The sequence below is a fragment of the Amycolatopsis sp. NBC_01480 genome (assembly GCF_036227205.1).
Lineage (GTDB): Bacteria > Actinomycetota > Actinomycetes > Mycobacteriales > Pseudonocardiaceae > Amycolatopsis.
Genome location: NZ_CP109442.1, coordinates 1,923,438 through 1,934,111 on the forward strand (window position 1 = coordinate 1,923,438; position 10,674 = coordinate 1,934,111).

At 71.4% G+C, this 10,674-nt stretch carries 13 protein-coding genes; 3 read left to right on the forward strand and 10 right to left on the reverse strand.

Annotated elements, in window-relative coordinates:
• Positions 1–28 precede the first annotated feature (28 nt).
• Together OG371_RS08950 and OG371_RS08955 are read left to right on the forward strand one after the other, a co-directional pair.
• A complete protein-coding gene (locus tag OG371_RS08950; protein ID WP_329067446.1) occupies positions 29–1,093 on the forward strand; it encodes an LLM class flavin-dependent oxidoreductase in 1,065 nt (354 codons plus the stop codon).
• A gap of 34 nt (positions 1,094–1,127) precedes the next feature.
• Positions 1,128–1,538: a PPOX class F420-dependent oxidoreductase gene (locus OG371_RS08955; protein WP_329067448.1), complete on the forward strand. Its 411-nt coding sequence runs from the start codon at positions 1,128–1,130 to the stop codon at positions 1,536–1,538.
• A 53-nt stretch (positions 1,539–1,591) separates the two neighbouring features.
• Here OG371_RS08955 and OG371_RS08960 read toward each other — a convergent pair whose 3' ends face one another.
• Genes OG371_RS08960 through OG371_RS08980 form a run of 5 tightly spaced genes read right to left on the reverse strand, consistent with a single transcriptional unit; the run spans position 1,592 to position 5,721 of the window.
• Positions 1,592–2,149, reverse strand: a complete 558-nt coding sequence (locus tag OG371_RS08960; RefSeq protein ID WP_329067450.1) for a hypothetical protein — start codon at positions 2,147–2,149, stop codon at positions 1,592–1,594.
• Positions 2,150–2,154: 5 nt separating this feature from the next.
• The gene (locus OG371_RS08965; protein ID WP_329067454.1) at positions 2,155–3,534 is read right to left on the reverse strand and encodes a hypothetical protein; all 1,380 of its coding nucleotides are present in this window, start codon (positions 3,532–3,534) and stop codon (positions 2,155–2,157) included.
• Positions 3,531–4,334: an ABC transporter ATP-binding protein gene (locus OG371_RS08970; RefSeq protein ID WP_329067456.1), complete on the reverse strand. Its 804-nt coding sequence runs from the start codon at positions 4,332–4,334 to the stop codon at positions 3,531–3,533. Before OG371_RS08970 ends, OG371_RS08965 begins: the two co-directional genes overlap by 4 nt.
• A 20-nt stretch (positions 4,335–4,354) precedes the next feature.
• A complete protein-coding gene (locus OG371_RS08975) occupies positions 4,355–5,146 on the reverse strand; it encodes a zf-HC2 domain-containing protein (RefSeq protein ID WP_329067457.1) in 792 nt (263 codons plus the stop codon).
• On the reverse strand, positions 5,143–5,721 hold the full coding sequence (locus OG371_RS08980) for an RNA polymerase sigma factor (protein WP_329067459.1): 579 nt from the start codon (positions 5,719–5,721) through the stop codon (positions 5,143–5,145). Before OG371_RS08980 ends, OG371_RS08975 begins: the two co-directional genes overlap by 4 nt.
• A 356-nt stretch (positions 5,722–6,077) precedes the next feature.
• On the opposite strand from OG371_RS08980, the gene OG371_RS08985 reads away from it, so the two are divergent.
• Complete coding sequence (locus OG371_RS08985; protein WP_329067461.1) at positions 6,078–6,746, forward strand: response regulator transcription factor; 669 nt, start codon at positions 6,078–6,080, stop codon at positions 6,744–6,746.
• A 149-nt stretch (positions 6,747–6,895) separates the two neighbouring features.
• Here the strand turns inward: OG371_RS08985 and OG371_RS08990 are convergent, their stop codons facing one another.
• The 5 genes from OG371_RS08990 to OG371_RS09010 are packed head-to-tail and all read right to left on the reverse strand — an operon-like array spanning position 6,896 to position 10,652.
• On the reverse strand, positions 6,896–7,042 hold the full coding sequence (locus tag OG371_RS08990) for a hypothetical protein (RefSeq protein WP_177231161.1): 147 nt from the start codon (positions 7,040–7,042) through the stop codon (positions 6,896–6,898).
• A gap of 41 nt (positions 7,043–7,083) precedes the next feature.
• A complete protein-coding gene (locus tag OG371_RS08995) occupies positions 7,084–7,692 on the reverse strand; it encodes a response regulator transcription factor (RefSeq protein WP_329067465.1) in 609 nt (202 codons plus the stop codon).
• The gene (locus OG371_RS09000) at positions 7,689–8,882 is read right to left on the reverse strand and encodes a sensor histidine kinase (protein WP_329067467.1); all 1,194 of its coding nucleotides are present in this window, start codon (positions 8,880–8,882) and stop codon (positions 7,689–7,691) included. The genes OG371_RS08995 and OG371_RS09000 overlap by 4 nt, the downstream gene beginning before the upstream one ends.
• 28 nt (positions 8,883–8,910) lie before the next feature.
• Positions 8,911–9,738: an ABC transporter permease gene (locus tag OG371_RS09005; protein WP_329067469.1), complete on the reverse strand. Its 828-nt coding sequence runs from the start codon at positions 9,736–9,738 to the stop codon at positions 8,911–8,913.
• A complete protein-coding gene (locus OG371_RS09010; protein WP_329067471.1) occupies positions 9,735–10,652 on the reverse strand; it encodes an ABC transporter ATP-binding protein in 918 nt (305 codons plus the stop codon). Before OG371_RS09010 ends, OG371_RS09005 begins: the two co-directional genes overlap by 4 nt.
• Positions 10,653–10,674: the final 22 nt, after the last annotated feature.

The window sequence follows — 10,674 nt, forward strand, 5'->3', positions numbered from 1 at the left end:
ACGGTCTCCGAGGCAAGGGAGTCCTGTCGTGGCCGGTGTGGCGCATCCGCGGTTCGGTGTCTGGGCCGTCGTCTACGGCTCGTGGGGGCCGTTCGACCATCCGGACGACCCGGTCGACGCGAGCTGGGAGCGGAACAAACGGCTGATCCTCGAGGCCGACCGGCTCGGGTTCGACTCCACGCTGATCGCCCAGCACCTGGTGAACCCGTTCGGCGACGAGCTGGACCAGCTGGAGACCTGGACGTCGGCGGCGGCGCTCGCGGCGCTGACCGAGCGGATCGAGATCATCGCCGCGATCAAGCCGTACCTGGTGCATCCCGTGGTGCTGGCGAAGCAGGCGCTGCAGATCGAACAGATCAGCGGCGGCCGCTTCGGGCTGAACCTGGTCAACGCCTGGTTCAAGCCCGAGCTGCAGCGCGCCGGCATCCCGTTCGCCGAGCACGACGAGCGGTACGCCTACGGCCGCGAGTGGATCACCGTCGTGCGCGGGCTGCTGAACGGCGAGCGCGTTTCCTTCCAGGGCAAGTACTTCCAGGTCGAGGACTACCAGCTGCGCCCGATCGACGCGACACGCACGCGTCCCACGGTGTACGTCGGCGGCGAGTCGGACCCGGCCCGCGCGCTGGTCGCGGACAAGGCCGACGTGTGGTTCATCAACGGCCAGCCCCGCGCCGAGGTCGAGCGGCTGATCGCGGACGTGGCCGCGCGGCCGAGGGAGGGCGACCCGGTCCGGTTCGGGCTGTCCGCGTTTGTCGTCGCGCGCGAGACGGACGCCGAGGCCGAGGCGGAATTGGCCGCGCTGTGGGAACTCGCGGAAGCCGGCAAGGCCCGGTGGGAGGCCCTGGTCGCCGACGCCGACCCGAAAGCGGTGATGTTCCAGACCTTCGCGAAGTACCCGCACATCGGCACCAACGGCGGCACCGCGGCCGGCCTGGTCGGCAGCTACGACACGGTCGCGCGCCGCATCCGCGAGTGGGCCGACCTCGGCATCGAGACGTTCATGCTCCAGTTCCAGCCGTTCGAGGCGGAGATGCGCCGGTTCGCCGAGCACGTCGTCCCGCGGGTGCGGGAACTCGCCCCGAACATCAGTTGACTTCAAGTGCCCTTGAACTTGCAAGCTGGGTGACATGTTCACCGAAGCCGAAATCGCCTACCTGGCCGAGCAGGGCCTTGGCCGGATCGCCACCCAGCAGCCCGGCGGGACCCTGCAGGTCAGCCCGGTCGCGTTCACTTACAACGCGGAAGCCGAGGCCATCGACGTCACCGGCTACAACCTCACGCGCAGCCGCAAGTACCGCAATGTCGCGGACAACGGACGGGTCGCGTTCGTCGTCGACGACCGGCCGTCGCTGGAGCCGATGCGCATCCGCTGCCTGGAGATCCGCGGTCACGCCGAGGTGGTCACCGACGTCTTCGAGACCGACGGCCACCTCGACGGCGCCGTGATCCGCATCCACCCGGAGCGGATCATCAGCATGGGCATCGACGATCCGGACCACTCGCCCCTCGAGCTGAAGCCGAACAACCGCAACGTCTGACGCGCTCGGCCGCCGTACCGGCCCGGGGGCGGTACGGCGGCCGGGGCGTCCCCTCACCGGCGGGCGCCCACCAGCGTGTAAGCCGAAGTGCCGACGCCGAACAGGATCCCCGCCATCCACCAGCTCATCGGGGCTTCCGGCGGGAGCAATGGCCAAGCGACCGCGCCCGAAACCTTTGTCGGGTCGGGGCTCGGCACGAACAGCGCGACCACGGTCCACAGGAGCGGGAGCGTCCAGCCGAACTGGCCGCCGAGCAGGGTCGCGGCCAGGCCGGCCAGACCGAGCAGGCCCGCGCCGTCCCGCAGCACGACCGACGTGGCCACCTGCGTGCCGCCCGGCGCCTGCACCAGCAGCAGCACCCCGCCCGCGAGCACCCCGATCAGCAGCATGTGCCCGAGCCGCCGGGGCAGCCAGTTGAACGCGGCGGTCCGGTCGAGCTCGATGTCCTGGCCGCTGAGCCCGGTGGCCGCCACCGCGACGGCCGCGGCGAGGGTGAGCGTGACGAAGAAGGGCGACCACTGGGTCCCGGCCGCCAGCCGGATCCCGATCGTGCAGATCACCAGGGCCAGCAGCGACGCGGGCACCTGCCGCGACCGCGCGTACAGCGTCATCCACCTCATCGCTCGGCCCCCTGCGTGAGCGCGGTGAGCGCGTCGCCCTGGCAGCTCAGCTCGGCCTGCCGGGAGGCGGCGACTCGGGCCAGCTGTTCCTGCGGCGGCAATGCCTGCAGGCCCGCCCACGCCTGGTTCGCCAGGTCCGCCAAGCCGTTGTAGTAGCGGGCCGACGAGGGCAGCTTCAGCTCACCGCCCAGCCATCCGGAGACCACCGAGCGCGCGGCCAGCTCCCGGGTTTCCCGGTCGCCGCCGTAGCTCGGGCCGCCACAGGCCTGGGTCCCGCCACCGGCCGTGAGCTGGTAAACGAGGTCCTCGCCGTGCTTGCCGAAGTACGCCCAGTCGTCGAGGTGCACGACGATCTTCGACGGGTCCTGCGGGCCGGCCAGCCGGGCGGTCGTCCGGGCCGCGTCGGTCGCCTCCACCAGGCCGGTCGGCGCGCTGGGGAGCTTCGCCAGCTGCCGCAAGGCTTCCTTGCCCGGTCCGGCCAAAGTGGACAGTTGATCCGCGTGCATCTTCGTGACGCACACCGGGCCGTCGCAGACCGGGGCGGCGGCCGTCTGGTCGACGGTCAGGTTGCCGGCCGGCGACGACGGGAACAGCGGAAGAGCGATCGCGAGGCCGGCCGCCACCGGCAGCAGCGCGAGCAGCCGTCGTCGCACCGTGGGCGCGGCGAGCAGCAGGAACCCCGTGGCGGCCAGGCCGGCCAGCCAGCACAGCTGCCCGACGCTGACGCCCACCGTCGGCACGAGGAACGGGCTGCGCGGCTCCGGCGGCGCGATCCCCAGCTGCGACAGCCGGTTCGGCAGCAGTCCGGTCGCGACATTGGCCTGATCGTTCGAGAGCTGCAACAGCACGCAGGCCACCAGCGCCAGCACGGCGGCCGCGGGAGCGGTGACCGGGTTCGGCAGCATCCGCCCGACGCCGAGGCCCAGCCCGACCCCGGCGACCACCGCCACCAGCCCGACCAGCGCGGGCAGCACCCAGCTGAAGGTGAACAGCCCGTCGTGCGCCACCACCTGCGCCAGCCCGGTCAGCAGGATGACGAGGTACGCCACCACGGCCGCGATGCCCAGCGCGAGGCTCAGCTTCGTCATGCGGTGCCAGGCGGGGCGCGGCATCGTGCTGAGCAGCTCCGTGGTGCCGGAGCGGCTGTCACGCATGCCCTGGATCGCCGAGGCGCCGACGATGATCGGCCACAGCAGTATCAGCAGGTAGCGCGTCCACTGCACGGACGACGTCCACTGCCCGTCCCAAGCCGCCGGCTCCTTGAACCACGGGCCGTTGTTGAGGAAGCCGAAGAAGAACCCGAGCCCGACGACCAGGACCGCCAGGGTCAGCCACGGCGCGATCGTGCGCCGCAGCTCGGTCCGCAGGACGTTCACCACGCCTCCCGGCCGCGCTCGTGGTTCAGCAGCGCGGAGTAGCCGCGCTCGATCGGACTGTCGCCGACGTGCTCCGGCCCGCCCGCCGCGGCCAGCTGGTCCGGCGTGCCCTGGAAGACCAGCCGGCCCTCGGCGAACAGGACCACATCGCTGCAGGCCGCGGCCACGTCCTCGACCAGGTGCGTCGAGACGACCACACACGCGTCCTGGCCGATCTGCTGCAGCAGCTCGCGGAACCGCACGCGCTGCGCCGGGTCGAGCCCGGCGGTGGGCTCGTCGAGCAGCAGGATCTGCGGGTCGTTGACGATCGCCTGGGCGATCCCGACCCGGCGGACCATGCCGCCCGAAAGCGTCTTGAGCTTGTCGTCGGCGCGGTCGGCCAGCCCGACGCGCTCGATCGCCCGCTGCACCGCCCCCGGGATGTCCTCTTTGGACATCTCCTTGAGCCAGGCCAGGTACTCGACGAACTCGCGCACGGTGAAGCGCTTGTAGTAGCCGAACGTCTGCGGCAGGTACCCGATCCGGCGGCGCAGGCCGCGCTGGTCGATGCGTCCCCCGACGGACTCACCGAGCAGCGTCAGGCTGCCTTCGGTCGGCCGGAGCACCGTCGCCAGCGTCCGGATCAGCGTGGTCTTGCCGGCCCCGTTGGGCCCGAGCAGCCCGTGCACTCCCGTTCCCAGCGAGAGATCGAGGCCGTTGACGGCCATCTTCTGCCGTCCGACCCGTACTTTCAGCCCCTCGGCCCGGATTTCCCAGGCGTAGGTCGACGGAGCGACCTCTGCGGCTTCGACTGCCCGCATGTCCATTGTCCCCTCATTCCCTATCGATGAGCGATGAGCCGCGTGAAGGCGCTCCGGCGGAGCACCATCACCACCACGGTCAGCGCGAAGATTCCGGCCCAGACGGGCGTGGCCCCGGCCTGCATGGCGAACGAGGCGCCGGTGGCGAGCGTCGGCGCCGCGAGCACGGCCAGCCACACCACCACCAGTGCGATGGCCGCGCGCTGCACCCCGATCAGCAGCCCGAGCGCGAGCGTCGCCGTCGTGAACGCCAGGCTCGGCAGCAGCCACAGCCCCACCGAAGACCCGGTGAGCCAGCCCGCGAGCAGCAGCACCGGCAGCACCGCCACCAGCACCGCGGTGGTCCGGCGCAACACCAGGTCCAGCCCGGCCCGCGGGCTCGCCGTGACCAGCTCGTGGGCCGGGTCCAGCCCGCCCGACCACGAGGCGGCCACGCCCAGCACCGGCAGCACCGGCGCGAACAGCTGCACGAACGACCCGTGCTGCCAGACCTGCGTCCAGTCCAGCCACACCGAGACGAGCGAGACCAGCAGCACCATCAGGAGCCACGGCAGCATCACCGGCGTCGTCCACTGGTCCAGCAGGGTCCGGAACCGGCTGGTGGCCGGCCGCGGACGCGTGCCGAGCTTCGGCTCGAGGCCCGCCCAGACGCCGTCCAGCAGCGCCGAAACGTCCGGTGTGGACAGTGCGGCGAGCCGGCCCCGGCAGACCGCGCACAGCTCCAGGTGGGCTTCGACCGCCCAGGCCTGGTCGGCGGGCAGGTCTTGCCCGTCGAGGTAGCCGGTGAGCAGCCGATCGGCGACGTGGTTCATGACAGTGCCTCTCGCATGGCGATCCGCGCGCGGCGCGCCCGTGTTTTCACAGTTCCTTCCGGGAGCCCGAGCAGGACGGCCGTCTCCCGGACGGACAGCCCGTCGAGCACCATCGCCTGCAGGATCTGGCGCAGTTCGGGCGCCAAGGCCCGCAGTGCGTCGCCGACGTAGTCGCCGACCGTCGCGGCCAGCGCCTCCTCCTCGGCGGCGGGTGCCACCACCGCGACCTGGACGGCCGGCGGCGGCTGCGCGTGGTGCGCTCGCCGCCGGAACGCGTCGACGAGCCGGCGCGCGGCGATCGTCCACACCCACCCGACGGCCGTCCCGCCGGCCGCGGCGCCCGAGAACGAGCCGGCGGCCCGCCAGACGGCCAGGTAGGTCTCCTGCATGACCTCCGCGACGACCTGTTCGTCGGCGCAACGGCGGCGCAGGCGCACGGCGAGCCAGGGCGACGTGCGGCGGTAGAACTCTTCGAACGCCGCCCGGTCACCCCGCGCCGTCCGGCGGACGAGTTGCTCCTCGTCGGCCTCCGCTGGTGGCTTGTGCTTCACACCAGGCAAGACGCCACCGGCCATCCTCCGGTTCTCGGATCACTGTGTCGTACGTCACACATTACCGGGACGAGAACTACGCCAATAGGATATTTCGGCGACCCGACCCGCCCTGGGCGAATACAAGTTGATGCCCCCTTAAGGTTGCCGCCAGCCATCAGGGTGATCGTCCCACCTGGTGCCATCACGGCCGGTGGACAACTTTCGGGCATTATGAAATTCTCGTCCCCGAAAGCATCACATGAACGCAATGGGGGCGTTGTGATCAGCCACTCGACGGTGAGCAGCATTCACTCTGGTCCAGGTTGAATTCCGCCCGGGAAATTCGCGAAATTCCTTCAGATATGGCGTTGTGCGAAGCAGGGAACCTGGGGGACAGGTTGAAGATCAAGGTATTCATCTCTTGTGCCGACCCACTCACGCGAGCCGGGCTCTCGGCGCTGCTGACCGGTCAGGACGACCTCGAGGTCATCGGCCAGTGCGGCCGGGTGTGCGAAGCGCTCGCCCAGCTGCCGGGCCTGGACGAGGTGGTGGCGGTGGTGCCCGACCCGGGCGACGACTTCACCGCGTTCCGCCGGCTGGGCGCCACGGCCAAGGTGATCACGTTCGCCGAACTCGGGGACGCCTTCCGGCCGGTGGACCTGATCACGCTGAACGCGCGGGCGGTCTTGTCGCCGGCCACGACCCCGGACGAGCTGATGCTCGCGATCCGGGTGGTGGCGGCGGGCGACACCGTGCTGATGCCGGTCGAGGTGCACCGCCAGGTGTCGTCCCTGATGCAGGACTCGGACACCACCCGCCGCGGTGGCGCGGACCTGCAGCTGACCAGCCGGGAACGCGACGTGCTGGAGCTGCTCGCCTATGGACTGTCCAACGCGGACATCGCGCTCCGGCTGTCGGTCTCGGCGGCGACGGTGCGCTCGCACGTCCACCACATCCTGCAGAAGTTCGCCGTGCCCAGCCGGGCCCAGGCGGTGATCGCGGCGTACGGGGCCGGGCTGGTCGCGCTCGCGGCGAGCGAGGACAGGAGGCTGCCGGAACTCGCCTGACGAACCCGGGCCGGGTGAGCGGCGCGAGGGGAAGGACCGGCGCCACCCGCCCGCGACGTCGGCTTCATCAAGACAGGCCGCACGGCCGAAGGGACCTCCCGCACCGGCTGGCGCGGAAAGCCCCTTCGGCGTTGAGCCGTGACGGCAGGTCAGTAGCTGCCGTTGTACTTCTTTTTGTCGTCCTTCTTGTCTTTCTTGTCCTTCTTGCCGAACCAGCCGCCCTTGCCCTTGGAACCGATGACATTCGCCAGCGGCGGTTTGCGGTCGCCGTCGTCCTTTTTGCCGAAACTACCCATTTCCTTACTCCCTTCCCGGAAAAAGCGGGAGCCGGCCGGGATTACAGCCAGCCCATGTTCCTGGCGTGCCGGACCGCGCTCATGCGGTTGTCGACACCCAGCTTGGTGATCGCCGCGGACATGTAGTTGCGCACGGTGCCCTCCTGCAGCGAAAGCGTCTTCGCGATGCCCGACAGCGGACGCCCGTCCTCGGCCAGCCGGAGGATCTCCAGCTCACGCGCGGCGAGCGGGCACTCCCCGGCGAACATCGCGTCGGCGACCAGGTCGGGGTCGAGGTAGCGGCCGCCGGCGTGCACCTCGCGGATGACCTTGGCCAGCTCCGTGCCCGACACGTTCTTGGTCACGAACCCGCGCGCGCCCGCCTGCACGGCCCGCTTCAGGTAGCCGGGACGGCCGTGGCTGGTCAGCATCACCAGCGCCAGGCCGGGATGCCCGGCGGCGAGCTGCTCGGCGGCCGAGAGCCCGTCCAGCACCGGCATGTCGATGTCCAGCACCACCAGGTCGAGCTCGGTGCCGGCGGCGATCGCCACCGCCTCGGCCCCGTCCTCGGCCTGGGCCACGACGTCGATGTCCGGCTCCAGCCCGACCAGGGTGACCAGCGCGGTGCGGATCAGCTCCTGGTCCTCGGCGATCAGTACGCGGATGGTCACTTCTCCTCCAGCGGGGCCGAAGCGGTGAGCCGGAAGCCGCCGCCGGGCTCCGGTCCGCTCTCCAGCGTGCCGCCGACGGCGCCGAGCCGCTCGGCCAGCCCGGCCAGGCCGTTGCCCAGCCCGTCGGCCGGGCTCTCGCGGACGCCGTTGTTGGTCACCACCAGGCTGATCCGCCCGCCCGTCTGCTGGAAGCCGATGTCGCACCGGGTGGCCTCGCTGTGGCGCAGGATGTTCGTGACGGCCTCGCGCACCACCCAGCCGAACACCGGCTCGACCCGGTCCGGCAGGCCCGCGGGCACCTCGTCCACCCGGCACTCGACCCCGGCCGCGGTCAGCACACTCACCCCGCCCTCGACCTCGGCCTTCAGCGACTGCCGGCGGTAACCCCGCACCAGCGTGCGCACCTCGTCCACGGACCGGCGGGCGAGATCGACGACCGCGTCCATCTCAGCCGCGCCGCGCTCCGGATCACGGGCGGTGAGCCGGGCCGCGACCTCGCCCTTCAACGCGATCACGGACAGGCTGTGGCCCAGCAGGTCGTGCACGTCGCGGGCGAAGCGCAGCCGCTCCTCCAGCACCGCGACCCGCGCGAGCTCGCCGCGGCTGCGCTCGACCTCGCCGTTGAGCAGGATCACCGTGCCCACCACGGCGACCACCACCATCACCACGAGCCCGCGGCCGATCAGGTCGACGATCTCCCCGGCCGGCAGCGCCGAGCGCGCGAGCAGCAGCCAGGAGCCGCCGACCACGATCACGACCAGTGCGGCGGCGCGCACCCGGCTGAGCGTGAAGACCGCGGCGCCGCAGAAGATCGCCGGCAGCGCCACCAGGGCCGGACCGAAGCGCAGGTACATGCCCACGGCGAGGATCCCGGCCACGACCAGCGACCAGGGTTTTCCGCCGGCCACCAGCTGGGTGCCGCTCCAGATCACGTGGGCGAGCACAGCGCTGAAGGCGGCCAGGCCCAGCAGCGTGGCCCAGAGAGCGCCGGTCCGCGGTGCGCCGGAGGAGAACAGCGGCTCGACGCCGTACGCGACGCAGAGCACGATCAGCAGGATCGTCGCCGTCCGGGCCACCGCGGTCCGCGAGCGTCGCGCCATGGCCCGTGTTTCCTCCCCGTTCCCCCGGACGAGCGGAGCGCGGAGCGCGACGGCGCCGAAGGTCTCCATCACGACCACCTGTTCGCTCATTGGATCACAGCTCACCGGCGCGGACATCTCAGCGACCGGACCGCTTGGGGTCCCAGCGGAAGAACTTGCGGGCCAGCGACAGCCCGATCACGGCCCAGGCCACGGTCACGCACAGCGGGCCGATGCAGGCCTGGAACTGGCCGAGGAAGCCCAGCGGGGCCCCGGCGCCGGACAGGCCCATGATCGCGTTGTGGCCGGCGAAGTCCGCGCCGAGGTAGGCCGTGCGCACGATGCTGACCACCGGCGCCATCGGCAGGTAGACCGCGGCGTCCGCGAGCGGGCCGGGCAGCGACGAGAGCGGTGCGTAGATCCCGGAGCAGAACATGAACAGCACCATCACCGGCGTGACGATCCACATCGAGGTGTCGGCGCTGGGCAGGATCCCGGAGATCCCGACCGCGAGCAGCGCGAACATCGCCACCCCCAGCACCAGCCCGACGACCAGCAGCAACGGGTTCGCGGGCGCGCCGGCGTCCAGGGCCACCAGGCCGAAGACGATCAGCAGCACCGCCACGATCAGCCCGGGCAGCGAGGCCGCGGCCCCCTCTCCGGCGAAGATCGCGCTGTCCGGCAGCGAGGCCGCGCGCAATCGCTTGTACACCAACGCATCGCGCCGCGAGGTCACCGCGTTCACCAGCGTGTACACCGTGAAGAACAAGGCGAAGGCGAGGAATCCGGTGAGCGCGTACATCCCGGCGGGCGCGCCGTCCACGGCCGGGCCGTGGCGGAGCTGGAACGGCATGAAGCCGCCGAGCACGAGGGGCACCAGGGTGCCGGTGAGCGCGATGCCGATGCGCTTCCAGTACACCTGCTGGGACAACAGGAACTGCGCCCGCGCGTAACCGAGCCAGGTCATCGTGAGCTCCTCTCCCCGGCGGCGGCCGCCAGGAACGCGTCTTCCAGCGAGCCGGCGCTGACGTCCAGCTCGGCCAGCTCGACCCCGCGCCCGGCCGCCCAGCCGAGCAGGGTGGCCAGGGTGCGCTGTGGTTCGTGGGTGTGCACGAGGACCCGGCCTTCGTGCTCGGCCACCTCGGCGCCCTCCAGCGGCGGCAGGTCGGCGGCGCCGAGCGCGGGCGGCAGCCGGAACGAGACGGCGGTGGCCGAGCGCGCGGTGATCTCGGCGAGCGTGCCCTCCCGCACGATCCGGCCGCGGTCCATGATCGCGACCTGGTCGGCGAGCGCCTCGGCCTCTTCCATGTAGTGCGTGGTGAGCAGCACCGTCATGCCGCCGAGGATGAGCTCGCGCAGCAGCTGCCAGACGTTGCGGCGCGCCTCCGGGTCGAGCCCGGTGGTCGGCTCGTCGAGGAACAGCACGTCGGGCCCGCCGAGCAGGCCGAGGGTCAGGTCGAGGCGGCGCTTCTCGCCACCGGAGAGCTTCCCGACCGTGACCCCGGCCCGGCCGCCGAGGTCGACCATCTCCAGCGCCTCGGCCCGCGGCCGGGCGCCCGGGGTGAACCGGCGCCAGGCGTCGACCGTCTCGGCCACCGTGAGGGTCTCGAGGAAACCGGCCTCCTGCAAGACAATGCCGACTCGCGTGGCGATCTTCCGCCGCTCGGTCAACGGGTCGGCGCCGAGCACCCGGACGGTGCCGCTGGTCGGCCGCTGGAAGCCGGTCAGCACGTCGACCGTGCTGGTCTTGCCGGCCCCGTTGGTGCCGAGCAGCGCCAGCACCTGCCCCGGGGGCACGGCCAGCGAAATGCCGTCCACCGCGGTGAAATTCCCGTAGTCCAGGTGGAGGTCGCGTATCTCGATTACCGCTTCGTCACTCACGGATTCGAATTTACCGGCCATG

Coding starts and splice junctions, on each gene's coding strand:
- OG371_RS08955 (WP_329067448.1), top strand. CDS start 1,128: ATGTTCACCGAAGCCGAAATCGCCTACCTGGCCGAGCAGGGCCTTGGC.
- OG371_RS08960 (WP_329067450.1), bottom strand. CDS start 2,149: ATGACGCTGTACGCGCGGTCGCGGCAGGTGCCCGCGTCGCTGCTGGCC.
- OG371_RS08970 (WP_329067456.1), bottom strand. CDS start 4,334: ATGCGGGCAGTCGAAGCCGCAGAGGTCGCTCCGTCGACCTACGCCTGG.
- OG371_RS08975 (WP_329067457.1), bottom strand. CDS start 5,146: ATGAACCACGTCGCCGATCGGCTGCTCACCGGCTACCTCGACGGGCAA.
- OG371_RS08980 (WP_329067459.1), bottom strand. CDS start 5,721: ATGGCCGGTGGCGTCTTGCCTGGTGTGAAGCACAAGCCACCAGCGGAG.
- OG371_RS08990 (WP_177231161.1), bottom strand. CDS start 7,042: ATGGGTAGTTTCGGCAAAAAGGACGACGGCGACCGCAAACCGCCGCTG.
- OG371_RS09000 (WP_329067467.1), bottom strand. CDS start 8,882: ATGAGCGAACAGGTGGTCGTGATGGAGACCTTCGGCGCCGTCGCGCTC.
- OG371_RS09005 (WP_329067469.1), bottom strand. CDS start 9,738: ATGACCTGGCTCGGTTACGCGCGGGCGCAGTTCCTGTTGTCCCAGCAG.